Source organism: Oscillospiraceae bacterium MB08-C2-2 (genome assembly GCA_035621215.1).
In the GTDB taxonomy this organism is placed as follows: Bacteria; Bacillota; Clostridia; order Oscillospirales; family Ruminococcaceae; genus WRAV01.
Genome location: CP141729.1, coordinates 1,841,393 through 1,865,687, shown reverse-complemented (window position 1 = coordinate 1,865,687; position 24,295 = coordinate 1,841,393). Strand labels below are relative to the sequence as shown.

20 protein-coding genes and 1 riboswitch are annotated in these 24,295 nt (G+C 51.9%); of the genes, 9 read left to right on the top strand and 11 right to left on the bottom strand.

Going from position 1 to position 24,295, the window contains the following annotated elements; genetic code table 11:
• Positions 1–2 precede the first annotated feature (2 nt).
• Positions 3–1,241 carry a homoserine dehydrogenase gene (locus U6B65_08275; GenBank protein ID WRS26348.1) on the bottom strand — a complete coding sequence of 413 codons (1,239 nt, stop codon included), beginning with the start codon at positions 1,239–1,241 and terminating at the stop codon, positions 3–5.
• A gap of 69 nt (positions 1,242–1,310) precedes the next feature.
• Positions 1,311–1,751, bottom strand: a complete 441-nt coding sequence (locus tag U6B65_08270) for an ACT domain-containing protein (GenBank protein ID WRS26347.1) — start codon at positions 1,749–1,751, stop codon at positions 1,311–1,313.
• 871 nt (positions 1,752–2,622) lie between these two features.
• On the opposite strand from U6B65_08270, the gene U6B65_08265 reads away from it, so the two are divergent.
• A complete protein-coding gene (locus U6B65_08265) occupies positions 2,623–3,768 on the top strand; it encodes an AI-2E family transporter (protein ID WRS26346.1) in 1,146 nt (381 codons plus the stop codon).
• Here the strand turns inward: U6B65_08265 and U6B65_08260 are convergent.
• From U6B65_08260 to U6B65_08225, 8 genes are all read right to left on the bottom strand, one after another.
• Complete coding sequence (locus tag U6B65_08260; protein ID WRS26345.1) at positions 3,689–5,056, bottom strand: extracellular solute-binding protein; 1,368 nt, start codon at positions 5,054–5,056, stop codon at positions 3,689–3,691. The two genes, U6B65_08265 and U6B65_08260, sit on opposite strands and share 80 nt — an antisense overlap.
• A gap of 287 nt (positions 5,057–5,343) precedes the next feature.
• Complete coding sequence (locus U6B65_08255; protein ID WRS26344.1) at positions 5,344–5,730, bottom strand: hypothetical protein; 387 nt, start codon at positions 5,728–5,730, stop codon at positions 5,344–5,346.
• Positions 5,727–6,137: a flagellar export chaperone FliS gene (fliS, locus tag U6B65_08250; protein ID WRS26343.1), complete on the bottom strand. Its 411-nt coding sequence runs from the start codon at positions 6,135–6,137 to the stop codon at positions 5,727–5,729. The genes U6B65_08255 and fliS overlap by 4 nt, the downstream gene beginning before the upstream one ends.
• Positions 6,138–6,165: 28 nt before the next feature.
• Complete coding sequence (gene fliD, locus U6B65_08245; GenBank protein WRS26342.1) at positions 6,166–9,204, bottom strand: flagellar filament capping protein FliD; 3,039 nt, start codon at positions 9,202–9,204, stop codon at positions 6,166–6,168.
• Between the two features lie 108 nt (positions 9,205–9,312).
• The gene (locus tag U6B65_08240; GenBank protein ID WRS26341.1) at positions 9,313–10,350 is read right to left on the bottom strand and encodes a chemotaxis response regulator protein-glutamate methylesterase; all 1,038 of its coding nucleotides are present in this window, start codon (positions 10,348–10,350) and stop codon (positions 9,313–9,315) included.
• Positions 10,351–10,354: 4 nt separating this feature from the next.
• On the bottom strand, positions 10,355–11,161 hold the full coding sequence (locus U6B65_08235; GenBank protein ID WRS26340.1) for a protein-glutamate O-methyltransferase CheR: 807 nt from the start codon (positions 11,159–11,161) through the stop codon (positions 10,355–10,357).
• A 442-nt stretch (positions 11,162–11,603) separates the two neighbouring features.
• Positions 11,604–12,116 (bottom strand): chemotaxis protein CheW, encoded by a 513-nt coding sequence (locus tag U6B65_08230; GenBank protein ID WRS26339.1) that lies wholly within the window; start codon positions 12,114–12,116, stop codon positions 11,604–11,606.
• A 5-nt stretch (positions 12,117–12,121) separates the two neighbouring features.
• Positions 12,122–14,545 (bottom strand): chemotaxis protein CheA, encoded by a 2,424-nt coding sequence (locus U6B65_08225; GenBank protein WRS26338.1) that lies wholly within the window; start codon positions 14,543–14,545, stop codon positions 12,122–12,124.
• A gap of 728 nt (positions 14,546–15,273) precedes the next feature.
• Between U6B65_08225 and rpsB the strand changes: the two genes are divergently transcribed.
• Positions 15,274–16,002, top strand: coding sequence for a 30S ribosomal protein S2 (gene rpsB / locus U6B65_08220; GenBank protein ID WRS26337.1), 729 nt, complete (start codon positions 15,274–15,276; stop codon positions 16,000–16,002).
• A gap of 293 nt (positions 16,003–16,295) precedes the next feature.
• Complete coding sequence (tsf, locus tag U6B65_08215) at positions 16,296–17,210, top strand: translation elongation factor Ts (protein ID WRS26336.1); 915 nt, start codon at positions 16,296–16,298, stop codon at positions 17,208–17,210.
• A gap of 189 nt (positions 17,211–17,399) precedes the next feature.
• Here tsf and U6B65_08210 read toward each other — a convergent pair whose 3' ends face one another.
• Positions 17,400–18,188, bottom strand: a complete 789-nt coding sequence (locus U6B65_08210; GenBank protein ID WRS26335.1) for a C39 family peptidase — start codon at positions 18,186–18,188, stop codon at positions 17,400–17,402.
• A gap of 276 nt (positions 18,189–18,464) precedes the next feature.
• Positions 18,465–18,595, top strand: a riboswitch (cobalamin riboswitch).
• A gap of 155 nt (positions 18,596–18,750) precedes the next feature.
• Between U6B65_08210 and U6B65_08205 the strand changes: the two genes are divergently transcribed.
• From U6B65_08205 to cobI, 6 genes are all read left to right on the top strand, one after another.
• Positions 18,751–19,752, top strand: coding sequence for an ABC transporter substrate-binding protein (locus U6B65_08205; protein ID WRS26334.1), 1,002 nt, complete (start codon positions 18,751–18,753; stop codon positions 19,750–19,752).
• Entirely contained in the window at positions 19,712–20,737 is a 1,026-nt protein-coding gene (locus tag U6B65_08200; GenBank protein WRS26333.1) for an iron ABC transporter permease, read from the top strand. Before U6B65_08205 ends, U6B65_08200 begins: the two co-directional genes overlap by 41 nt.
• The gene (locus tag U6B65_08195) at positions 20,730–21,488 is read left to right on the top strand and encodes an ABC transporter ATP-binding protein (protein WRS26332.1); all 759 of its coding nucleotides are present in this window, start codon (positions 20,730–20,732) and stop codon (positions 21,486–21,488) included. The genes U6B65_08200 and U6B65_08195 overlap by 8 nt, the downstream gene beginning before the upstream one ends.
• A gap of 24 nt (positions 21,489–21,512) precedes the next feature.
• Entirely contained in the window at positions 21,513–22,292 is a 780-nt protein-coding gene (locus U6B65_08190; GenBank protein ID WRS26331.1) for a sirohydrochlorin cobaltochelatase, read from the top strand.
• Positions 22,293–22,452: 160 nt separating this feature from the next.
• A complete protein-coding gene (gene cbiD, locus U6B65_08185) occupies positions 22,453–23,592 on the top strand; it encodes a cobalt-precorrin-5B (C(1))-methyltransferase CbiD (GenBank protein WRS26330.1) in 1,140 nt (379 codons plus the stop codon).
• Positions 23,589–24,281: a precorrin-2 C(20)-methyltransferase gene (gene cobI, locus U6B65_08180; GenBank protein WRS26329.1), complete on the top strand. Its 693-nt coding sequence runs from the start codon at positions 23,589–23,591 to the stop codon at positions 24,279–24,281. The genes cbiD and cobI overlap by 4 nt, the downstream gene beginning before the upstream one ends.
• Positions 24,282–24,295: the final 14 nt, after the last annotated feature.

Sequence of the window (24,295 nt, the reverse complement as noted above, 5' to 3'; positions counted from 1 at the left end):
CCCTATTCCTCCAGCAGCCGGATTTTGCCGAGAATTTCAACACCCTGCCGGCGCATATTGTTAAGGTTTTCTTCCAGCTTTTCTTCAGAAAGCAACGGAGTTACGAAAGCAGCCTCCTCCATGGGGCGGCCCTCCCGGGAAAGAAACTCAACCTCACCAAAGAGGGAAGCGGCCAGTTCAGCACCCTTTTCGCCCAAATACCGGACATAAGCCCGAACCGGCTGCTGTTTGTAATCGGCTACCCTGCTCTCGGTGGAATCCTGCCATTGCAGGCTTTTGATGGTGCCATCGGCACGGATGCAGTCGATGATATCGCTGACCACAGCGGAGGCAGTGGGGAGCTTGCCGGCACCCTTGCCGTAAAAGACCACATCACCGGTGGCACTGCCACGCACCAGAATGCCGTTGTAAACGTCATCCACGCTGGAAAGCTGGCTGCTTTTGGAAACCATCATGGGGCTGACCATAATGGAAACCTGATCGGAATCCTCCAGCTTTTTGGCGTGGCCAATCAGCTTAATCACCCGGCCAAAGCTCTCAGCATAGGCTACATCTTCCAGCGTAATCTTGGTGATGCCCTCTGTGGGGACACTCTCGGGGTAAATGTGGCGGCCAAAGGAAAGGGAAGCCAGAATGCAGATCTTGCGGCAGGCATCGTGGCCTTCCACATCGGCGGCGGGGTTGGCTTCGGCGTAGCCCAGCTTTTGAGCCATAGCCAAAGCATCGGCAAAGGACATGCTTTCCCGAATCATCTTCGTGAGGATAAAGTTGGTGGTGCCGTTGAGGATACCAGCAATCTCAAAGATTTCGTTGGCGCCAAGGCACAGGTGCAGAGGCTTGATGATGGGGATGCCACCGCCTACGCTGGCTTCAAACAGGAAGTTGACGTTGTGCTCATTGGCGATTTTAAGCAGCTCGGCTCCTTTGGCTGCTACCAGCTCCTTATTGGAGGTAACGACACTTTTGCCTTTTTTCAGGCTTTCACTCACATACTCATAAGCGGGATTGACGCCGCCCATGACCTCAACCACCACGTGGATGCTGTCATCCGAAAGGATCTCCTGAAAATTCTTGGTGAACCGATCGGCATAAGGCAGGTCAGGGAATTCTCTGAGATCCAGTATTTTTTTGACCTCAATGTTTTTCCCGGCCTTTTTACCGATGTTTTTTCCGTTGGAGGCCAATACCTCCATGACGCCGGAGCCCACGACGCCGTGTCCTAAAACTGCAATATTAACCAAAGTCAATGCCTCGCTTTCTATAGATACGCCGAAACCCTGAGGGCGGCTGATAAAGACACGAATAAAAAATCAGTTGGCGATCAGCTTTACATTTACCACACCGGGCAGTCTTTTCAGGCAGAGCACCAGTTCCCCCCGCTGTAGTCGGAGATTATCGGTGCGCATGGAAATGGAAACCGGCGCCACGCCATCCACCGGGATGTTCTGGTTGATGGTGAGGATATTTGCTCCATGCTCATACATCTGGGAAAGCAAGCTGGAAAGTATACCTGGTTCATCCTCCAGTTCCGCATAAATAGTGGCGATTTGATTGGCCTGTTCACCGTCATAAGTAAAAACCGAATCTTTATACTTGTAGAGAGCACTGCGGGAAATCCCGGCCATCTCTGCCGCTTCGGAAAGGCTTTTTGCCTTGCCTTGGGCCAAAAAACGCTTGGCTGTCATCACCCGGGTGAAAACCTCTGGCAGAACCTTGGCTTCAACCAGATAGTAAAGGGTTGTATCTGGCATGTTTCCACCTCCAAAACACGATTGTACTCGAATAAAACACACTATACCATGATACGCCCCAGGTTACAAGAGCGATATAGCAGGTATTGAGCCAAAACAAGTCAATTTTGGCGGTTTTTTTAATATAGAGGGCTTTTTTCTGATATATACTGGTATTTTCGCCCAGTAAAGGTCTGTTCTAATTGTTTTGTCAGTTGATTGAGGCGATTACACAGCAAAATGCACAATTTGTTTTGTGTAATTATAAATAGGGCGAAGGTTGCAGAGTTTATTGGGCAGACTAAGAATCTGTATTCAACAAACCTAGTTGATGCGGATGATAAAAAAATTCACGCATCTATAGCATAACTGCATTTTTCTTGATTTTCACGAGGCGAAGCTTCAAAACTTGGCACTTATGCCGTGCTGGGCACATCCTTTCAGGCGCTTGCATTTTCTGCGGAAAATGCATAGGTGGCTTTCGCATGCTATAGCCACGAAGCGCCTCATAGGGGAACTAGTTCCCCTATGAACCCCCTCCAGCCTCCGACAGGGAAAAGAGGCAGCCTTCTTTTTCCTTGGCTCTGCCATCGTGTGCAAAGAGAATGCTTTTAATCAGCCTAAGCCCGACGAAAGGGACGAAGTCCCCGTGCTCATGCCACACAGGCACATCCTTTATTTTTGCAGAAAAGAAAGGATGCAAAGAAAAACAGCATCACTGACGGCAGATTAAGCCATAGCGCCGAAGGCTAAGCTCTTCCTTTGACTGTGGTCGCAGTTCCTCTGAGACCACTAGGCTTGTTCGGTGAGCAGGTCAGCGTTTACTATACTCGTTGAAATATTCATTTAAATACAGGTTCTAACAAAAGGAATCTTGCTGGAGGTTTAAAAAATGCCGCTGGAGTTAAAAAAGAAAGTGCTCATTGAAATTGGTTTTTGGGGAATATCCGGGTTGGCGGCGTATCTGGCCCTGCGGTGGCTGCCGGTCATTTTGATGCCGCTGCTGATCGGCTTGGCGCTGGCTTTTCTGATACGTCCGTTCATTAAGGCGGTGGCCCGGGGCACACGTATGGGAGAAAAAACAGCCGGTATTTTCTGCTCCGTATTTTTTTATCTGGTAGTGGGGTTTCTTCTGTGGGCGACCTCGCTGCTGCTTTTATCGGGGGATTGGCCAAAACGCTTGGCCGGGAGCTATGGCACCCATTTGGGGCCTTTTTTTCAAGCGGTCAACAGCCGCATCACCCTTTGGATTACCCGCATTGCCCCTGGTATGGGAACCGGCGTCCAGCAAGCCTTTGCCATTCTGGATGGTGCGCTCCAAAGCCTGCTGACCCACTTCTGGGAAAAGCTTGCAGAGCTGTTGGGAGGGATGGTGCAGGGGCTCCCGCTCTTTTTGCTTACACTGCTGTTTTCGGTTTTGGCTTCTGTGATGATTTCCATGGATTTTGCCGGGGTATTGGGCTATCTCCACAGGCAGATACCAAAAAAATGGCTGCCCGTGGTGGACAGCCTTCGAGTCTTTATTACCGACACTTTATTGAAAATGGCGAGGGGATACCTGATTCTCGCTGTAATTTTGTTTGCTGCTCTGGCTTTGGGATTTTGGATACTGGGGATTCGCCCCATTTGGGCCACATCCTTTGGCGTGGCTCTGCTGGATATGCTGCCTGCCCTCGGCAGTATGGTTTTGCTGATCCCATGGGGTGTTTTTGAGCTGATAGCGGGCAGCTATTTTCAGGGAATCGGGCTGATTGTTCTGGCCTTGCTAACCGGAATCGGCAGGCAGGTGCTGGAGCCAAAAATACTGGGTAAGCAAACAGGACTGCACCCTTTAACCGCCCTAATTGCCATGTATGCGGGCCTGCGTGTGGGCGGCTTTTTAGGCCTGCTTCTGGCCCCGCTTGCTGTGCTGGTGCTGCGCCATCTCCACCGGAACCGTGAGGCTTTGTGGAAAGCTTTTACCGCAGACGGTACCACTGCTCCTGACAGTGCTGGGCAAAGCTCTTCCACACCGATTGATTTGCAAGATACTCCTTGATTTCGGTAGCGAAAACCTCTTGGGTAAAGCCTTGGGGAAATTCCCGGTAAATCCAGCCACGGCTGCGCCCGGCATCGATGTAGCCTTCCAATTGTTTTTGCAGAGGATTGGATGCAGCCACTTCCTGATCTTCCGATTGGGGAAAGGGGGAGAGAATGCCAAGGCCATTCTGTGTAAGATAGATTCCCTGAGGGGAGGTATAGAGCCACTCAAGGAACTGAGCGGCGGCCTCCTGTACTTCGGGAGCAGAGGTTTGATTCACCCCCCAGTAAAGCGGGGAATCGGCATAGACAGCAGCCGATTCCTCACCGGGAAAAGGGATCGGCTGAAAGGAGAGGGTATCGGCAATTTGAGGGTCTACCGCCCGGATTTCCTTGTAAACACCGGTTACATCCTGAATAACAGCAATGCGGCCGGCGGCCAGCCCTGTTTGGAGCTGGCGGTTGCGGGGAATCTGGGCCAAAAGGGCAGGCTCTCCCCGGCTGGAGGAACAGCGGACCATTAAATCCACATAGTCTTTGGCGTGCTGCGCCCCGGTAAAAGGCAGAATCTGGGTGGCAAGGGCTGTGGGGGAATCCAGCAGATCAGGAAATAGGGCCATGTTGCTGATTTGCTCGCCTAAAAAACTGCGATCCTGAGCCGGAAATTCGGTAACCGCACGCAAATGGGGAAACTCTTCCCGCAGTTTGTTATCCCGAATTTGAACCCGCAGCTCTTCAAAGGCTTTTTCCAGCTCCTCAAAGTTTTGAATGTTCCGAATGTTGATGCCTGCGGCTTCCCAAATAGCGGTGTTATACAGGAGGCCGTAGCCCTCTAAGCTGTAAGGAACGCCGTAAAGCCCATCATCCAGTGTGATGCCGGCAAGGCTTTGAGGGCGAGCCTTTTTCAGCCACTGCAAATGGGAAAGCCGGGCCAGATATTTTTGCAGCTCTCTGGCCTCGGTCTGGCTGAATATGTGAAACAGATCAACCTGCTCGCCGGAAAGGAGCTTTGAGCGGAGAGTGGAACGGTAATCGCTCTGGCTGGCCACCGTGTGTATGTGGATGCGTATATTCGGGCGGTCGGCGCAGAACATATCCGCCGCCTGCTGAATGCTCTGGCTGTTTTCCCCCAAGGAGGAGAGAAGATGAATGGTCACCGTTTTTTCAGCATCTTCCTTGAGGGGCATGTCGTCAACAGGGGTCAGCACATTCTGTGTCTGGGGGGAGGCCGGGGCGGTGAAGATAGAGAAAAAAGCGATAGCAATGGCAAAGAAACTAGAGAGTACTTTTATGGTAATGCCAGACATATATTTCATCCTTTCCAGAGGGCAGAGAGCTTCCTTCAGAAAAAGTATGGGAACCCAAGGATGAATTTATGCTGTGTAAACAAAAAAGAGCGGGCAGAGTTTTTTCTCTGCCCACTCCACACTGTAGGCGTAATTGCCTTTAACTTGGAGACCTTCTGGTTTTGATTGGTGACTCTGACCCAGCCGAATTTATTTCGACACAAAAAGCCCACTTTTTGCGCCGGAGCGGTGCAATCCGAGGAAAAACATAGGGGGCATTGGAGACACCCGAAAACAGGGTGTAAAACTTACCGGGAATAGTTCATATAGCTCCCGGAGGATGAGACCATATTGTTCATGTACCCCATTACTTTTTGCTGGTTGTTGTTGGCTGCCAGCTCCTTCTTGGCTTCCAAAAGAATACGGCTCAAAGCCTGAATAACGGTTTTATCCATATCCCGCATGTTGGAGAGCATGTTGGAAACCTCAGCTGTGCGGGTACCATCCATACCAGAGAGAAAATCAGGGGAATTCTTGACCCGATCAAACTCATCCATTAAAACCTGCCGCCGATCAATGGCGTCCACCAGAAACTCGTAATCCTCCAAGTGGCCGATCATTTCACAGGTGAGATCGAACATATTCTGCACAATTACAGATTTATTGCGGTGCTGGGGAGCTTGTGTAGCATTCATACGGCGGATTTCCCCCCCATAACGGCATGATGCTTCTGGCGGCTTATTTTCTCGGCCTGAGAAAAGGCTTCCCGCAGATCTTTGATGAGTGAGATGCATTCATCAATCATATGGCTGTCTTTTTTCAAGTTGGCCTTCAAAAGCTGCTGGGCCAAAAAAATATACATAGGCTTGAGCTCCCCGGCAATGGGATAACGCATATCCAAGGAGCTTGCCAAGGTTGTCAAAATAGCCTGGGTCTTGGTCAGACTGTCGTTGGTCGCTGCGAAATTGCGCTGGTTGATGCCGATAGAGGCTAAACGCATTTGCTTAATGCATTCATCAAACAGTTTGACCAGGACCTCCCCAGGAGCCAGAGTTGCCAGCGACTGGCTTTTATACTGGGCATAAGGATCGCCAGTTAGCATGTGGTCACCTCGTTTTAATTGCTCAGAATTACTGATTGTTTTGGGTTAGCCAAGAGCTTTGAGAATTCATTCGGGAGATTGCTTTTTCTAGGGCAGAGAATTTGTTCCAATATCGAGTGTATTCGCTTTTTAAACGACTCTTAAGATTGGTGACCAATTTATCTACATTTTCAATCTGTTTGCCAAGAACGCTGGTGTTGTTACCGGTGAGGGTCTCGGTGCCCGCCAGCTCCACCAGAGTACCTCTGTTGACACTGCTGGTGTTGGCAGCGCCTGTAATCACATTATCAAAACGCTTGGCAATACCGTTGGTCTTATCGGTAAACAGGGCCTGAACAGAATCAGGGCCGTTTTTATCAATATAAGCTTTAAGTTTTTGCGTATCCAGCTTAATCTTACCATCGTTTTTGTAGTTCACACCGTTGGTGGCACTGGAATCCAACAGAGACATGGTGGTGATGCCAATATCAGAAAGAGAAATCCCGGCTCCGTCTACCTTTTCTACAAGGGAGCTGCGAAGCTGACCCACAATGCGGGAAATGGTGCTGTCACTGCGCAACAAACCCTTTTTGGCCTCAGTTTCCCACTTGGTGATTTGGTCTTGGGTCATATCCGCCCTTTGTTCATCGGTGAGAGGCTCATAGCCCTTGACCTTTTCCTCTTTGAGCATTTTGTGAAACGATTCAACCAACACATTGTATTCACCAACAAACTCCTCCAGCTTCTCCACAAGGGAATCTGTATCGTAGCTGGTGCCGATTTTGATGGGTGTAGTGCTTTCTGCGTTGATCTCAATGGAAACACCGTCAATGGTGAAAGTATTGGAGGAGCTGTAGATGGTTTGGCCATTGACCACGATTTCAGCATTTTTGCCCGCTGTGTTGGTCAGGCTGGTGGCATAGCGGGTGGAATCATAGGCTATACCTTCATCATCGGTTCCGAAAAGAACAGACAATGCCCCGGCAGCACCCAAAGCTGGGTCTTCCTTGATAGTCAGGGGATTGCTGCCCATATCAACGGCAAGGTGGCCATCCTTGAAGGAAGCGACCTGACTGCCCACCGCACTGTTGATCTTGTCAATAAAGGACATGACGTTTTCGTTCCCGGTATAGCTGATAACAAAAGGGTTACCGGGATTGGCAGGATCATCAATGGTGAAGGAGCCGGAACCGATACCCAAATCGGAAAGCTTGGTGCCCTGAGCCGAATTACCGTTGTTTACCGCGGAACCGGTAAAGCCCATAGCGGCAAAAAGATCAGCCTTATCACCCCGCTTTGTTGCGTCGGTTGCGGCAAGGGAAACCTGTGTGTTGCCGCCGGAGGTGCCTTTCTTATTGGAGGCTATGGTCAATACAATCTTGCTGCCGCCCTCGGCGCTGACGGTAATATCCTTGGCAATGTCGGCCCCAAAAGCAGTTTTTATGCTTTCGTTGAGAGCTTTGGCCAGTATTTCGGGGGTGGCCTCGGCGCCGGAGGAAATCTTAAAAGCAACCTCTTTGGTGACACCGTTGACAGTCATCATAAAGGAGCCGCCTTCGGCGGAAAGCTGTGAGAACAAAGACGTCAGATCACCAGCCAGATTGCTGCCTGCTTCAATGGAGCTGTCGTAGCCCAGATTCAGGCTGTTGTTCTGGCCGTGGGTAAAGCCCATATAACCCAGAGCATCGTAGGTGGTGGAGCTGAGTGTGCCGGTAGCCACAGAAACAGTATGTTCCCGGGTGGTTGCCAGCCGCAGGGCGCTATTGCCGTCTGTGGAGAGGGGATCAAACTCCAGCTTCACGCTGCCGGCAATTTTATCGCCAAACTGCTCCTTAATAGAGGCGTTGACCTTGGCAATGACCACTTGGGCGATTTCATTGCTGGTGGAGGAGGAAAGAGCGGTTTTTTCCTCGTTGGTCAAGCTGATACTGATTGTCTTGGTGGTTCCATCCACCGTCAGCTTAAAGGAACTGCTGCCCAGCTGGGTGAGCTTGGTGTTATCAAAGTTAAAAGCACCGCCTCGGATAGAGGTTTCGTTCAGGGTTTGGGAACCAACCGCAGAACCAGCCTGTGCGCCCATAAGAGTGTTGAGCAGATTGCCCTCCACATCTTTAATCACAATGTTATTGGTACCGCCGCCGCCGGTTTTGGCAGTAACGGTGAATTTATCGGTAGCAGCAGAATAGGTCATTTTTACATTGGCCTTGCTGTTGTTAACCTTGGACATAATATCACTGATGGTTGAATTCTGGTCAAAGGAAAACTCCACATCGTTGATGGAAAAGCGGAAGTTCTTACCCACCAACTGGTCAGCCAGCCCCAATTCAGAAAGCTTGGCGTTTTGGGAAACCCGGTTGGATTCGCCGCCCTCAAAGCCGAGAGCAGCCACATGCCCGCCCGCAACCGTGATTTTGTTGCCGCTCTGGGAAGCAAACCCAAGGGTATCTTGGCCGCCAGAGCTGTTGACTGTAACCTTGACCACCGGGTTGGTGGTTTGGCCCTCATAGCCGAAGGTATTGTTAATCAGACTTTGCAGTTCGGTCTGAAGTGCAGCTCCGGTTTTGCCGTTTAAAGTATCCAGCTTGATGGTTTTCACTGTGCCGCTTACATTGAGCAGCAGGGTTTTATCGGTATAATCCTCACCAGTGGGGATTACACCGCCTTCCAGCTTTCTGGAGACGGTAACGCCGCCGCTAACCGTTTGCTGCTGAGCCAAAGAGGTGATTTTATCAATGGTGATATCACCTATGGTAGCACCGGTGCCGGGGGTTACGGTGACTTTATCGGAGCTGGTGGTGGATTTATAGGTGTTGAAAAACGCCGCGCTGGCCAAATTTGTGTTGGAGCCGGCCGAATAGGAAAGATATTTGCTTTGAAAAGCCCGCAGAGTGTTGGCGACGCCCCGGTAGGCGCTGACCTTCCAGTTTAAAAGCTGCTTGGTCTGGCCCTGCTTGGCAATTTTGGAACGGGTAGTGGCGGTGAGGGATTCCACCAGGCTGTCGGTGTCCAACCCGGAGGCGAGCCCTCCAACACCTTTGTTTCGAATGCCATACTGGCTGAACATATTGGTCGATGAAACGGAAGCCATACAAACATACCTCCCTTATATATACTCGCCCCTAAAAGGGGCCCTAACGATTCCAGCTTCTACATAGAATATCGGCAGAAGGCGTGAGAACTTAAATAAACAGAGGCACTATTTTGTAAGCTGCCGGAGAATGGCGGGGGCAATCCCCCCAAGAGGAAGCTGCTCCTTTACACCGCCCAGATTGTAGGCGGCCATAGGCATGCCATAAACGATGCAGGAGGCCTGATCCTGCCCGATGGTATGGGCACCGGCGCTGCGCATGGTCAGCAGATGCCGGGCTCCGTCGGCGCCCATGCCGGTGAGAATAACCCCGATGGCATTTGGCCCGGCCGCCTTGGCTGTGGATTCAAACAGCACATCCACCGAGGGGCGGTGGCCGCTGTATTTTTCACCTTCTGAAAGCCGCACAAAATAACCGGAGGAATCGGCCATCAGGCGCATGTGCTGCTCACCGCCCGGGGCGATAAGAGCAACACCCGGTTTTACCCGATCGCCGTTGACAGCCTCTTTTACCTGCATGGCGCATTGTTTATCCAAACGTTCCGCATACATTTTTGTGAAAACAGGAGGCATATGCTGCACAATGACAATGCCCGGCGTGTTGGCGGGCAGATCCTTCAAAACGGCCAATATGGCTTCGGTTCCACCAGTGGAAGCCCCGATAGCGATGACTGCTTTCGGGTTTTTAAAAACCCTCGGGGCATTCATCTTGGAAAAAAGGGAAGAAACGGCAGGGGAGGTTACTTTTTTGTTCATGGAGCGGGCGATGCGTATTTTGCCTACCAGCTCGTTTACAAATTCCCCCGAGCCATCCCGGGCGCTGGCAGGCTTAGAGACAAAATCCACGGCCCCTGCACTCAGTGCCTCAAAAACATTTGCCGGCTGAGAGCTGATAACCACCACCGGAATTTCAGGGTAGCGGGGATGAAACTGCTTGAGAAAATCAGCCCCCCGCATAATGGGCATTTCCATATCCAAAACAATGGCATCCGGTTTGTTGGAGAGAATGCTATCCCGAGCGGCAACTACATCCCCAACCGAATCACCAATCTGAATGTCAGGGTAGCCGCTAAGGCCCCGTTTCAGCATCTCACGGAAAAAGACCGAATCATCAACAAGCAGAACTTTAATGGGATTACTCGGCATACTGCTATACCCCCTTTTGATAAACAGACGGCATAATATAATTAAACCGTGTTGGTTTGGCTACCGATTCTGTATGGCCGATGAACAGATAGCCCCCGGGAACCAGTATATCATACATACGATTCACCAAATCGGCTTTGGTGGGCGCATCGAAATAAATCATGACATTGCGGCAGAAAATAGCATGAAAAGGCCGTTTGAAGCGGAAAGGCTCCATTAAGTTGTTGAGGCGGAAAACCACTTCCTTACGGAGCTTAGGTGTGATTTGAAAGCTGCTTTCGTCTATTTTGGTAAAATACTTGGTCTTCCACGAAGCCGGCAGCTCCTTGAGAGAATCGGCATGGTAAACACCGGCTTGTGCCAGCTCAATGACCTTGCTGGAGATATCCGAGGCCAGCATCTGCTTGTTCCAGCCCGGGCTGGCTCCAAAGTAATCCTCCAGAATCATAGCCAATGTATAAGGTTCCTCCCCGGTGGAAGAGGCGGCGCACCAAAGGCGTAAATCCCGGTCGGTGATTCGGCTTTCCAGCTGGGGCAGAACGGTGTTTTTAAAGTATGCGAAATGTTCAGCCTCCCGCATGAAGTAAGTGTGATTTGTGGTAACCCGGGTCAGGAGAATGCCAACCTCCTTGCCGGTGGTATCATTTTCAAGAAGCTTTAGATAATCGGAGTAGCTGAGAATGCCACGCTCAATGAGATAATTTCCCAGGCGGCCTTCCAGCAGCACCCGCTTGTTGATCAGATTGATTCCATAATTGCTTTTGATAAAATTAACCAGTGTAATAAATTCCTGATCCGTGAGTTTTATCATAAAACGGTACCTGCCTTATAGTAATGTCGACTGAACAAATCGTATACGATTTGTTCATGGGGCCAAAGGCCGCATTATTCGTCCAGAAGTATCTTTGCAGATGCAATTCAAAAAACATATTATACATGATTTTGTTAGGTTGTTTTTTGAATTGTTCAGTGGGCATTATAGTCGGATTCGTATTAAACAGCAACGAGCGCCATTGGGTGAAAGGCATTTCCTGCATTTTTGCATGAACACATCATACAGGACACTGCTTTATATGGCAAGATCGCATTTTGTGTTAGCGCCGGGATACAGAAAAAGAAGGTGGTATAATACCACCTTCGCGAGAAGTGTTCGGAGGTGGCCGGACGCCGCTTGCTTGTTAAAAGACTTTGACCGGCCCGGAGCATCCGCAATTTTCAGTTGTAAACCATCGGGAAAAGTGGATTGAGCACTTTTAGTGAAGCTCTTCCACGGGGCTGTCTGTGGCATCGCTGAGGATTCTTTCGCAATCCAGAATCAAGGTTACGCCATCCCCGTTGTGGCCCACACCGGAAATAAAGCGGCTGCCTGCATTGTCGTTATAAACAGGCGGTGCGGCAATCTGAGAATCCTCAAAAACAATTACTTCAGAAACCTCATCAATGATCAGGCCCACCACAAACAGCTCGTATTCCACCACAATGATGCAGGTGCGCTCGGTATAAGTGCTCTGCTCTTTTCCAAAGCGAAGGCGCATATCAATAATCGGGATAATCTTGCCCCGAAGATTGGTAATGCCGGTGACATAATCAGGGCAGTTGGGAACTCTGGTAACCGGCAGGATGTTGATGATATCCACCACATGGGCAACCGCTACGGCATATTCCAAACCATCCAGAACAAAAACCAGATATTTATTTCGAAGGGTATCCTCTTCCTGAGCCTCTGCATAGGCGGTGGCGGCACCGCCGGAATACGTTTCAGTCATCTCAGTTACCTCTTTTCCATGACAGTGTCGATGATATTGCCTACATCCAGAATCAGGCTGATGCTGCCGTCACCCAATATGGTGCACCCAGCGATTCCCCGGCTCTTGACTTCGTACCGATTGAGATAAACCGGCAGAGGCTTGACAACAATCTGCTGCTCGCCAATGAGTTTATCCACAAACAGGCAGACTGATTTATCTGAATCGGAAACCCAGATCAGCAGGCCCTCTTCAATGTCGGTAATGGCATCCGGCACGCTGTAAAGCTCATTGAGGCGAATAATGGGATACACGTTGTTGCGCAGCATAATCATTTCATTGCCGCTGGTATCGTGAATCACCTGCTCCTTTTTGGCCTTGAAGGATTCGTTGATGGAGGTAATCTGCAGCGTGTAGATTCCATCACCCACGGTGATATCCATGCCATCCACAATGGCCAAGGTCAGCGGGATTTTTAAGAAAACGGTGGTGCCATAACCCTTTTTGCTCTCAATGGTCAGATGGCCGCCGATTTTTTCCACGTTCTTTTTGACCACATCCATGCCTACGCCGCGGCCGGAGTATTCAGTAACCTGCTCCTTGGTGGAAAAGCCCGGGAGAGTCAGCATATTGAAAATTTCCCGCTCGGTGTATTCTTTCTCAGGCTTGGTGAGCAGACCGGCGGATTTGGCTTTTTTCAGCAGCTTTTCGGTATCCAGTCCCTTGCCGTCGTCCGAAACGGTGATGAGGATTTCGCCGCCGGTGTTTTGGGCGGAAAGGGTGATGTTGCCCTTGGCGTTTTTGCCTGCGGCAACACGCTCCTCAGGGGTTTCAATACCGTGATCCATGCAGTTGCGCACCAGATGCATAATGGGGTCTGCAACACCATCGATGATGGTTTTATCAATGTCCGTTTCCTCACCCATGGTAGTCAAATTGACATCCTTGCCCAGTGAACGGCTCATATCCCGGACAATGCGCTGCATTTTCTGGAAGGTGGCGGAAATGGGAATCATACGGATGGACATCACCATATCCTGCAGTTCATCGGTCAGCTTGCGGAGCTGGCGGGCGGATTTATTGAAGTTATCCAAGGCCAGACCGTTCAGATCGGGGCTGCGGGTAACCATGGATTCGGTGATCACCAGCTCACTCATAATATCCATCAAAGCATCCAGCTTTTCCAGATTCACCGTGATCAGATTCTGCTTAACAGGTTTGTTGGTGTGATTGGCGGCAGGAGCCTCCCAAGCAGGGGCGGCGGGAGCCGAAACGGCAGCCTTGGCAGGTACCGGTGTGCTGGAAGCCGGTTTGGGGGCTTCCGCTTGGGTGGCGGCCGGTTGAGCGGCCACAGCTGTCTTGGCGGGGGAGATCAGCGTGACCCGGGCGCTCTTGACATGCAGGGCTTTTTGAACTGCGGCCTGAAGATCGGCCTGATCCAACAGGCTTTCCAGCTCAAGGCTAAAGCCGTTCTGCATGATAACAGTAGCGGTGCCGGGGTTGGATTCAATATCAGGGGGGTTAAAGCTCAGGACCCGGCTGTTGCTGCGCAGGGAGTTCACCAGCATAAAGGCCCGAAGATTTTCCATTCCGCAGTCATCTTCAAAGAGAACCTCCACGTGATAGAGGGAGCCGCCTTCCTTGGCAGACTGGGCGTTCATATGACACTGGAAGGATTCCGCAGACATGGGTGAAATCTCAACCGAAGCCACATGTACAAACTGGGATACCATCTGCTCCAGCACTGCCTGCGGCATATCGGTGGCCATAACAATTTCGAAGCCAGAGGCCAGAATCACATTGGCGCTGGCGGGATTGCGTTCGATATCAGAAGGCTCGGTGCACAGAATGGAGCCCCGCTGTGCCAATGCATTGACCAGCATAAAGGCACGAAGGTTTTCCATCCCGCAGTCTTCTTCAAACAGTACATGCAGATGATATTTGGGGGGAGAATCCGGCTGGGCCGGTGTGGCTGCCGGAACATCGGCAAACAGGTCAGGAACCGGTGCCTGGGGTGCGGCGGCCGGTTGGGCAGGGGCCTCACCACGCAATTCATTCATAAAGGATTCCACCCGGGCAATCAGTTCATCGTTGCCCTCGGCCAAAGCGTTGCCATTCTGAATGGCCTCCAGCTGACTGCGCAGAAAATCGGAAGCATCCAGCATAAGATCAAACAAATGGGTGAACAGCGCGTGATCAATGCCGTTTTCCCGGATATAATAAAAGGTATCTTCCAATCGGTGGGTTACAGTGGCGATAATGGAAAATTCCATCATGGCGGAGGAACCCTTGATGGTGTGCATGATCCGGAAAATCTCATTGACATCATCGGTGGAAAGCTGCTGGCTCTTCTCGCTGTTGAGCAGAATTTCATCCAACTGCTCCAGCAGGGAAGACATCTCAAAAAGAAACATTTCCAGCATAGAATCGTTTGATCTCATATCACTCATACAAATCACACTCTATCATCAGTATTTTTGTGACGCTACTCTGGACCGGCGTTTGTGTATAACAACAAACCGGGAGCTTCCACCGGTTTGTCATAAAAGGAACTGTATCGGACGGGGCACGGCCGCAAAGCCGTTTTGAGCACTGCCAAAGAACAGAGAACCAATACTATGTACTTCGGCTCAATGGAAAAAAAATTTAGCAGTTAAAAATCCTCTTCTGACACAGATGAATGACTGCCTTCACAGGAAGTAATTAGCCTGTATATTAAAGAGGTATACCATCAGCATCTGCAAATAGTATACCATAAAATGCTAATTTTTGCTTATGTTAATTCTGAATTTGTGTAAAATTATTGCTGAAAATAATGTGTTTTTACAGAAAATGTCTCCGATTCAAAGCTAGCGATAGAACTTGAAATGAAGTTTTTATACTTTATTTTTAAAAAATTGTATAAATGCAATGATTTTCCAGAGACTTTTTATAGAATGTTCTAAAGCTAGTTTGCCGATTGAATGTAAATAGAAATTATTTTCAGGCCGCTGGTGCCCCGCAAAAACATATTAACCAAATCAGTTGCAAAAAGATTTGTTCTGTGCTATAATATTGCGGGTAAACACCAAAATCACACGTTTTACAATTGACCGGCAGGTTGCTTTTTCTGTTGTTGGGGAAGGTTGCCGGGCCAAAATGCGTAAAACGGCGGAAAAAACAAGGAGGATTTTTAGTAATGGGCGTAGTATCTATGAAACAATTGTTGGAAGCAGGTGTTCATTTCGGACACCAAACCCGCCGCTGGAACCCCAAAATGGCTCCCTATATCTTCACCGAGCGTAACGGCATCTACATCATCGATTTGCAGAAGACTGTTCGCAAGCTGGAAGAAGCCTATATGTTTGTTCGCCAGCTTTCCGAAGAAGGCAAGCAGGTTCTGTTTGTAGGAACCAAAAAGCAGGCCGGTGATTCCATCCGTGAGGAAGCCACCCGTGCAGGCGCTCATTTTGTGAACGCAAGATGGCTGGGCGGTATGCTGACCAACTTTAACACCATTCGCACTCGTATCGATCGCCTTGCTCAGCTTCGCACCATGGAAGAGGACGGCACCTTTGAGCGCCTGCCCAAAAAAGAAGTGGTTAAGCTGAATCTGGAAATCGAAAAGCTGGAAAAATTCCTGGGCGGTATCAAAACCATGGAACGCCTGCCCGGCGCTTTGTTCATTGTTGACCCCCGCAAAGAGAGAATCGCTGTAGCCGAGGCCAAGAAGCTGGGTATTCCCATTGTGGCCATTGTTGATACCAACTGCGATCCCGATGAGATCGATCATGTCATCCCCGGCAATGACGACGCTATCCGCGCTGTCAAGCTGATCAGCCAGGTTATGGCCAATGCCATCATCGAAGGCCGTCAGGGTATGGATGCCCCCGAGGAAGCCGCCCAAAACGAGCAGGCTGCTGAATAAGCTTTTATGATGTGGTATGCCCGGGCGCGGATGCTGTCATGGGCATACTTTTTGTATATAGCCATTTGCGCATCAAACAGGGTTCTGCTTGATATGGCGGGCAAAGCCCGCAGGAGAGAAATTATCCCAAATGACTATGAAGAACGAATTTGATGCTGTGCTTTTGCACTGCATTACAGCCCCTCAAGGCTGCTGTGTTAAACAGCTGTTTAACACAAATTCTACTATAAAACCGAAATTGAGGATCGGCCGCCCAGGTTGCGGCTGGTTACGAGAAACAGGAGGAAACTATTATGGCATTTACTGCAAAAGATGTACAGGCCCTGAGAGAGAAAACCGGCGTTGGCATGATGGACTGCAAAAAGGCCCTCACCGAAGCTGGCGGCGATATGGAAAAAGCAGTGGAGCTGCTGCGTGAAAAGGGCTTGGCTGCTGCTGCCAAGAAATCCGGCCGCATTGCTGCCGAAGGTATTGTTGTTTCCATCGTGGATGATGCCAAAAAGGTTGGCGTGGTTCTGGAGGTTAACTCCGAGACCGATTTTGTTGCCAAGAATGCTGATTTCGTAGCCTTTGTTGAGGCTGTTGCCCATGTGATTATCGATCAGAACCCTGCTGATGTTGACACTCTGATGGCTCTGGAACTTCCCGGCACCGGCAACACCGTTACCGCTGCTTTGCAGGAGAAGATTCTGGTTATCGGCGAGAACCTGAAGGTTCGCCGTTTTGCCCGTCTGGAAGGCGTTCTGGGCAGCTATGTTCATGGCGGCGGCGCCATCGGCGTTATGGCTAAGTTTGAGACCACCGATGCAGTTGCTGCAAACGAAGGCTTCAAGCCCTATGCCAAGGATATCTGCATGCAGATTGCGGCTGCCAGCCCTCTGTATTTGAATAAGGTCGATGTTCCTCAGGAGAATCTGGACAAGGAGAAGGAAATTCTCACTGCTCAGGCTATCAACGAGGGCAAGCCTGCTAACATCGCTGAAAAAATGGTTGTGGGCCGTATTGCCAAGTACTATAAGGAGGTTTGCCTTGTAGAGCAGGCTTTTGTAAAGAACGGCGATCTTTCCATCACCCAGTATACCGAGCAGGTTGGCAAGGAGCTGGGCGGCGATATCAAGATTCTTGAGTTTGTCCGCTTTGAAAAGGGCGAAGGCCTTGAGAAGCGTGAGGATGATTTTGCCGCTGAAGTAGCCGGCATGAACAAGTAAAGCAAAGAAAAACCGCATTGGGCATTTTGCCAGATGGGTGAATTGCTTTTGATGGTGTAAAGGAGCCCCCTTCCAAGGAGGGCTCCTTTTGTTTTGCCCGTAAACATACAAAAAGGCCCGGCCTTCTTGAAAGAAGGCCGGGCCGAGCTTCTCTAACTGCTATAGAGCTATGTGTAACACCCTCGCTGACTATGCCGGGGAGGCCACCACAAAGACATTCTTATCAAAGTCTTTGTCAAAGCGGTTGCTCCAGTTGTAATAAAGCCGCTCAAAGGAAAGAAGATAATAGCCATCCTGGTTGTGGTCGGTGGTATCATAGGGATCTGCCAGAATCAGCACATCATCGGCAGTGGTTTCGGTACCCATGGTGTCATAGCCGATGATGACCTGCCAGTGCCCGCCCCAATCGTCCCAGCCCAGCAGAATGGGTTTTCCTTCCTTTAAGTAGTTCGCAATCATATCCTGGGGGATTGTCTCAGGATCGGCCAGATCGTAGGTGCTCTCCACCTTCCAACCGCCGAGTCCGTCAAAAATATTTATCATTTGCTGCAAATCGGTAGCGCCGGGCTCATCCTTTTGCCGCAGGGCGACTAAATCCATCTCGTTCATTTCTCCCCGTTTGCCATACCATTCCAACACCATCAAAGCCGAGGTGGGCCCGCAGGTCCATTCGGTGGCCTGCTGGATGGTTTTAAACTGCTCCAGAATGGTCAGGGTGTCGCTGGATTTCATGTTATAAAAATCCGGGTGTTTATAATAGGGAGAATCTTTTACATCGCCGCTGCGCTCGACGCCGGCTGCGCCTTCCAATTCGAGCTTATCGCCATAAGGAATCTTGTTGGCATCGGTAAAAACCTCTGCCTGTTTGGTTTCGGCCCCTTGCGCCGAAGCTGGCCCTGCCGTTTCCCCTCCAGCACAAGCACTCTGCAAAATCAGTGCCGCACAAAGTGAGAGAACCAGTAAAACCGTCTTTTTCATATCTCAGCAACCTTTCGTCCTCCCATTTTCCGGGAGGGTTTTCATTATTACGAGCCTTTTGGCTCTGAGATGAAATTTTACCATAAACATTCCAAATAGCAATAGGTTTGGAAAATATTTTTTGCACCAGAAAGGCCCAATTGACACAGCCGCCATTCTCAGGTATACTGAAAACCGTAAAGAACCTCTGGAAAGCGGCTGGGGAGCCTTATGCCGGGCGCTTTTTCAGAACCTTAAACAGGAGCTAAGGAGCAGCTTTTTGAGCTGCCAAATAGAATATCTGTTTCTTTCGCAGGTATTCTTAAAATGGGGGAAACCGGGTGAAATTCCCGTGCGGTGCCGCCACTGTATTGGCCGAGCTTTCAGCGGCCTGAGCCAGATTACCCACCTTTGCTGCTTAGAGCCGGCTTTTCCGGCAAGCTTGCACAGCTAACGGCCCATTGGCAGGTGTAATCATGCGCAGCCCCGCTGGTCGGGGTATGATTCCTTCTCCGTCAGCGGGAGAAGGTTTTTTTATGCCCAGAGGTCTGTCAAGCGCTAAAAACATCCAAAAGGAGATTTCATGAAAACCACAAGCGTTAAAATTTTGATCGGGGTCATGATTACGGCCCTTTTATTCACCGGCTGCCTTCCACAGGGGCACAGCCAATCACTCCCCACAGATGAATCTGCTCCCATGGAGCAGGCGGCTGCTTCCCAGCAGGCGGCTCCGGCAGAGGAAATCCGCTTTACCGATGCTCTTGGCCGTGAGGTGAAGCTGGAGGGTACCCCAAAAAAGGCGGCAGCAGTGATGGGCAGCTTTGCCCAGGTATGGCTCCTTGCCGGCGGTGAATTGGCGGCTGTGACAAGGGATGTCTTTCAAGAGGGTATTCTGCCGGAAACCGCAGAAGTCATTGACCTGGGTACCATGAAAGCCCCCAGCGTGGAAACCATGCTGGCACAGGGAATTGATTTTGTTATTCTTTCCGCCAAGCTGGAGGAGCATGTTGCCCTTCGGGAGCAGCTGGAGCAGGCTGGGATTCCCAGCGCCTACTTTGCGGTGGAAGTATTTGAGGATTATCTGGATATGCTGAAAATATGCACCCAGATTACCGGAAAGCCGGAGCTTTATGAAGAAAATGGAACCGCTGTGCAGGCCCAGATTGATGCGGCCAAGACTATGCAGGAGGGGAAGGAACCTCCCACTGTGCTGTTTATCCGTGCTTTTTCCACCGGGGCCAAGGCCAAAGGCAGCGACAATATGACCGGCGCCATGCTCCGGGACATGGGCTGTATCAACATTGCCGACCGGGAGGGCAGCTTGCTGGAGGATTTGAGCATGGAGGTCATTATCCGGGAGGACCCGGACTTTATCTTTGTGGTCACCATGGGCGAGTCCAGTGAAAAGGCCATACAGTCGCTGGAGCAGAGTGTTATGTCCAACCCGGCATGGAGCCAGCTTTCCGCTGTGAAAAATGGGCGGTATGTGGTGCTTCCCAAGGAGCTGTTTCATCTAAAACCAAACAATCGTTGGGGGGAAAGCTATGAAATGCTGGGGCAGCTTCTCTACGGCGATGCGCAGTAAAAGCCCTTGGCTGCTTGTGGCCCTTGCCGGAGCGGCCATGGTGCTGTTTGCCGCCGCCAGCCTATGCCTTGGTGCGGCACCCCTTTCCCTTGGGGAACTTGCGTCGGTGATAGCCGGTGCGAGAGAAACCCCGGAGGCACGGATTCTGCTCTATGTGCGCCTGCCCAGAACAGTCGCCACTGTTCTGGCGGGTATGGCGCTGGCTGTGGCGGGGCTTGTGATTCAGGTGGTGCTGGATAACCCGCTGGCCGGGCCGAACATTATTGGTGTCAATTCCGGGGCGGGGCTTTTTGTGGCTCTTTGCGGCGTGCTGTTCCCTTACAGCAGTGCGCTGGTCCCGGCTGCCGCCTTTTTGGGGGCTATGCTGGCTGTGCTTCTGGTGTATTTTCTAGGGCGGGTCACGCAGGCCTCCCGCATGACCATTGTGCTGGCGGGTGTGGCTGTGAGCAGCATCCTGAGCGCAGGCATCGATTTGGTGGTCACCTTTGTTCCTGAGGCGCTGATTGGGAGCAATGCCTTCCGTATGGGCGGTGTGGCCGGGGTTACGCTGAGCCGCATTTTCCCGGCGGGCTGGTTTATTCTGCTAGCCCTTGTTGCAGTTGTGCTTCTGCGCAATGAAATGGATGTGCTGGCTTTGGGGGAGGAAACCGCCCGGAGCCTTGGAATGCGGGTGGCCCCCATTCGGTTTGGACTGCTGTTTCTGGCGGCTGTATTGGCCGGGTCGGCGGTAAGCTTCAGCGGACTTTTGGGGTTTGTAGGGCTGCTGGTACCCCACGCCGCCCGCCGGATTGCAGGCAATGAAAACCGGTATCTGATCCCCTTTTGCGCTCTGATGGGGGGAGCCTTCCTTACCTTTTGTGACCTGCTGGCCCGTCTGATGTTTGCTCCCTTTGAGCTGCCGGTGGGGCTGGTGCTTTCGGTGCTGGGCGGGCCGTTTTTCTTATGGCTGCTGCTGCGGCAGAAGAGGAGGAAAAACCATGCTTGAGCTTGAGGGCATTACAGGAGGCTATCGGGGCGAGACCAAGATTGGCCCCCTTTCCATCACCTTGCCCAAGGGGCAGATCACAGCGCTGGTGGGCCCCAACGGCTGCGGCAAAAGCACCCTGATGAAAATCGCCGCCGGGCTGATGCCCCCCTATACCGGGCGTGTTTTGCTGGAAGGGGCGGATATTTCCGGGATGAAGCCCACCCATCTGGCAAGGCGGGTGGCCTATATGGCCCAAGGGCGGAACATTCCGGGCATACTGGTGAAAAATCTGGTGCTCCATGGACGTTTTCCTTATCTCGGATATCCCCGGCATTACCGCCGGGAGGATACAGAGGCTGCTGCGGCCGCCATGGAGCAGATGAAGATTGGCCATTTGGCCGGGCGCAGTATGGCCGAGCTTTCTGGCGGCGAGCGGCAAAAGGCTTATATTGCTATGCTGCTGGCTCAGGGCGGGGAGCTCCTGTTTATGGACGAGCCCACCACCTACCTGGATATCAACCATCAGCTGGAGGTTATGTCGGTGATTTCCCGGCTTAAGGCGATGGGAAAAACGCCTGTGCTGATTTTGCATGATCTGAATTTAGCCATGCGCTGGGCCGATCGGCTTGCCGTGATGCAGGCGGGCAAAATCCGGTTTGCCGGTACCCCTCAGGAGGCGTTTGCATCCGGCATTTTGGAGCAGGTGTTTTGTGTTCGCTCCGGATGTTACCAGACTGAAACCGATGGCACTCAGTATTATTTTTCCTGAAAATACCCCTTGGAGGATTAACATATGAAAAAAGCCCTGATTGTAACCAGCTTTGGCACCACCCATAAAGAGACCCTTGACCGCTGTATTGAGGCTGTGGAGGCGTTTGTTGCCGAAAATATGGGGGATTATACCTTGATGCGGGCTTTTACCAGCTCGATTATTCGGTCGATCTGGCGAAAACGGGGAGTGGAGATCGATGATCTCGCTGCTTCTCTCCAAAAGGCACAGGAGGCTGGAGTGCAGAATGTGGTGGTTCTGCCGACTCATCTTCTCTATGGTGAGGAATACGAACGGATTCTGGCCGAGGCTGACCGTAAAAAGAACCTTTTTGAAAGCTTGACCATTGCTCCGCCCCTGCTGGCCTCCACAGAGGATATGCGCACAGTGGCGCAGGCTGTTGCAGAGGCATTCCCTGTTGAGACTGGCCGTTGTGTGGCTCTCATGGGCCATGGCACCGAGCACACTGTCAATACGGTGTATGGGGCGCTGGGCATGATGTTTCGGCAGATGGGCCGCCCGGATATACTGGTGGGCACAGTGGAAGCCTATCCCGGCATCGAGGAAATTACGGATACCATTTGCAAGGAAGGCTTTGACCGGGTGCTTCTGGCACCCCTCATGCTGGTTGCAGGAGATCATGCCCGCAACGATATGGCGGGGGAGGAACCCGAAAGCTGGAAAAGCATTCTGGAGGCCAAGGGCCTCGAGGTGGAGTGTGTGCTGAGAGGTTTGGGCGAATATCCAGCGATTCGGCGGCTGTATTTGGAGCATGCAAGGCAGGCGGCCGGCTTGGCAGAATAGCCGAGGCCCGGCAGGCCGCCAATTTCACTCGGCTTTGCCGAGTGAGGGGGAATGCCCCTTCCCGGTTCTCCCCAGAGAACCGGGAAAATTGGCGGTGTCTATCCCCTTTGATTGACCGTTGAGAATATGCATCGGCTTTTCCCGGAAGGAGAGGAACCCTATGCCCTTTGAGCATTACATCTACAGCGGCGGGAAGCGCCTTCGCTGTGGCTATACCACCGGCAGCTGCGCCGCTCTGGCGGCCAAGGCGGCTTGCCGTATGCTGCTCACGGGGGAGGCGGTTTTTTCGGTATCCATCGTGACCCCCAAGGGGCTGACCGTTGAGGTGGAAACCCGGGAGGCCTTTTTTCAAGGAGAGCGCGCCATCTGCGCTGTAGAAAAAGATGCGGGAGATGACCCGGACAGCACCAACGGGGTCTTGGTTTATGCGGCGGTCACTCGGCGAAAAGAGCCGGGCGTTCGGCTGGAAGGCGGCAAGGGAGTTGGTCGGGTGACCCGCCGGGGCTTGGAGCAGCCGGTAGGAGAACCGGCCATCAACCGGGTTCCTCGCCAAATGATTCGGCAGGCCGTGGAGGAGGTCAGCGAGGAGCTGGGCTATGACGGCGGCTTTGGGGTGACCATCAGCATCCCGGCCGGGGAAGAGCTGGCCAAGAAAACCTTCAATCCCCGCCTTGGCATCGAAGGGGGCATCTCGGTGCTGGGAACCAGTGGCATTGTGGAGCCTATGAGCACACAGGCGCTGGTGGATACCATCCGCCTTGAGGCTAAGGTGCAGGCAGAGGTAGGAGCCAAAAGCCTGATCATCACCCCCGGCAATTACGGGCAGGCTTTTTTGGAAAGTTACCCCCATCTCACTGGCTGCCCCAGCGTGAAATGCTCCAATTATATAGGGGAGGCGCTGGATATTGCAGCCGAGCTGGGGTTTGAAAAAGTACTGGTGGCCGGGCATATCGGCAAGCTGGTGAAGGTGGCGGGGGGGATTATGAATACCCATTCCCGCACAGCCGACTGCCGCATGGAGCTGGTGGCTCTCCACGCCGCCTTGGCGGGTGCGCCGACCGAAGAACTGCCCCGGCTGCTGGAATGCATCACATTGGATGAAGTCCTCGAAAGGCTGGAAGCCATCGGACTGCGGGAGCCGGTGCTCCAGAGCCTGCTGGCTGAGATACAGCGGCATCTGGAGATGCGTGTGGGGAGCGGTATTTTGGTGGGGGCGGCTGTCTACAGCAACCAGTGGGGGCTGTTGGGCATCACCCCACAGGGAAAAGAAATCATTGGCAAAATAGGAGAAACAGCATGAAAAAAGGAACCCTTTATGGAATCGGCGTAGGCCCCGGTGACCCCAAGCTTCTGACCCTCAAGGCGGTGGAAATTATTTCCGCCTGCCCGGTGGTGGCGGCCCCGGTGGTGGGGAGCGGGCGTACCACGGCGCTGGATATTGCCGCACAGGCGGTGGAGCTTTCAGGCAAAAAGCAGCTGATGCTCCCCACCCTGATGCAGAAGGATGCGGCCAAACTGGAGGAAAGCCACCAAAAGGCCGCCGCTCTTCTGCGGCAGGAGCTGGATGCGGGCCACGATGTGGCGGTGCTCAATCTGGGGGATATCTCCATTTATGCCTCCTTTGCTTACTGGAAGAACATTCTGGAAAAAGAGGGCTACTCTGCGGTTATGGTGCCCGGTATTCCCAGCTTTTGCGCCGTGGCGGCGGAGCTGGGCATCAGCCTGACCACCATGGATTCCCCTTTGCATATTATCCCGGCGGATACTGAGGCTTTAGCCCCCTGCCTTGACTTAAAGGGGACAAAAATCCTCATGAAATCCGGCCGAAAGCTGGAAGGGGTTATTGCGGAGCTGAAAGAGCGGGGCAAGCTTTCCACTTCGGCCATGGTGCAGAACTGCGGCCTGCCGGGTCAGCGCATTGTCCGGGAGCTTGACCGGGAGGAATACGACAAAGAAGCCTATTTCAGCACCCTTGTGGTGAAGGGCTAAGGAAAAGGAGAACA

What these genes read in the sequence shown, in the direction of transcription:
- U6B65_08230 (WRS26339.1), bottom strand. Translation starts at nt 12,116, where the DNA reads ATGACTGAAACGTATTCCGGCGGTGCCGCCACCGCCTATGCAGAGGCT.
- U6B65_08260 (WRS26345.1), bottom strand. Translation starts at nt 5,056, where the DNA reads ATGTCTGGCATTACCATAAAAGTACTCTCTAGTTTCTTTGCCATTGCT.
- cbiD (WRS26330.1), top strand. Translation starts at nt 22,453, where the DNA reads ATGCCCTTTGAGCATTACATCTACAGCGGCGGGAAGCGCCTTCGCTGT.
- fliD (WRS26342.1), bottom strand. Translation starts at nt 9,204, where the DNA reads ATGGCTTCCGTTTCATCGACCAATATGTTCAGCCAGTATGGCATTCGA.
- U6B65_08205 (WRS26334.1), top strand. Translation starts at nt 18,751, where the DNA reads ATGAAAACCACAAGCGTTAAAATTTTGATCGGGGTCATGATTACGGCC.
- tsf (WRS26336.1), top strand. Translation starts at nt 16,296, where the DNA reads ATGGCATTTACTGCAAAAGATGTACAGGCCCTGAGAGAGAAAACCGGC.
- fliS (WRS26343.1), bottom strand. Translation starts at nt 6,137, where the DNA reads ATGCTAACTGGCGATCCTTATGCCCAGTATAAAAGCCAGTCGCTGGCA.
- U6B65_08210 (WRS26335.1), bottom strand. Translation starts at nt 18,188, where the DNA reads ATGAAAAAGACGGTTTTACTGGTTCTCTCACTTTGTGCGGCACTGATT.
- U6B65_08270 (WRS26347.1), bottom strand. Translation starts at nt 1,751, where the DNA reads ATGCCAGATACAACCCTTTACTATCTGGTTGAAGCCAAGGTTCTGCCA.
- U6B65_08235 (WRS26340.1), bottom strand. Translation starts at nt 11,161, where the DNA reads ATGATAAAACTCACGGATCAGGAATTTATTACACTGGTTAATTTTATC.
- U6B65_08195 (WRS26332.1), top strand. Translation starts at nt 20,730, where the DNA reads ATGCTTGAGCTTGAGGGCATTACAGGAGGCTATCGGGGCGAGACCAAG.
- rpsB (WRS26337.1), top strand. Translation starts at nt 15,274, where the DNA reads ATGGGCGTAGTATCTATGAAACAATTGTTGGAAGCAGGTGTTCATTTC.
- U6B65_08240 (WRS26341.1), bottom strand. Translation starts at nt 10,350, where the DNA reads ATGCCGAGTAATCCCATTAAAGTTCTGCTTGTTGATGATTCGGTCTTT.
- U6B65_08190 (WRS26331.1), top strand. Translation starts at nt 21,513, where the DNA reads ATGAAAAAAGCCCTGATTGTAACCAGCTTTGGCACCACCCATAAAGAG.
- U6B65_08225 (WRS26338.1), bottom strand. Translation starts at nt 14,545, where the DNA reads ATGAGTGATATGAGATCAAACGATTCTATGCTGGAAATGTTTCTTTTT.
- U6B65_08200 (WRS26333.1), top strand. Translation starts at nt 19,712, where the DNA reads ATGAAATGCTGGGGCAGCTTCTCTACGGCGATGCGCAGTAAAAGCCCT.
- cobI (WRS26329.1), top strand. Translation starts at nt 23,589, where the DNA reads ATGAAAAAAGGAACCCTTTATGGAATCGGCGTAGGCCCCGGTGACCCC.
- U6B65_08265 (WRS26346.1), top strand. Translation starts at nt 2,623, where the DNA reads ATGCCGCTGGAGTTAAAAAAGAAAGTGCTCATTGAAATTGGTTTTTGG.
- U6B65_08255 (WRS26344.1), bottom strand. Translation starts at nt 5,730, where the DNA reads ATGAATGCTACACAAGCTCCCCAGCACCGCAATAAATCTGTAATTGTG.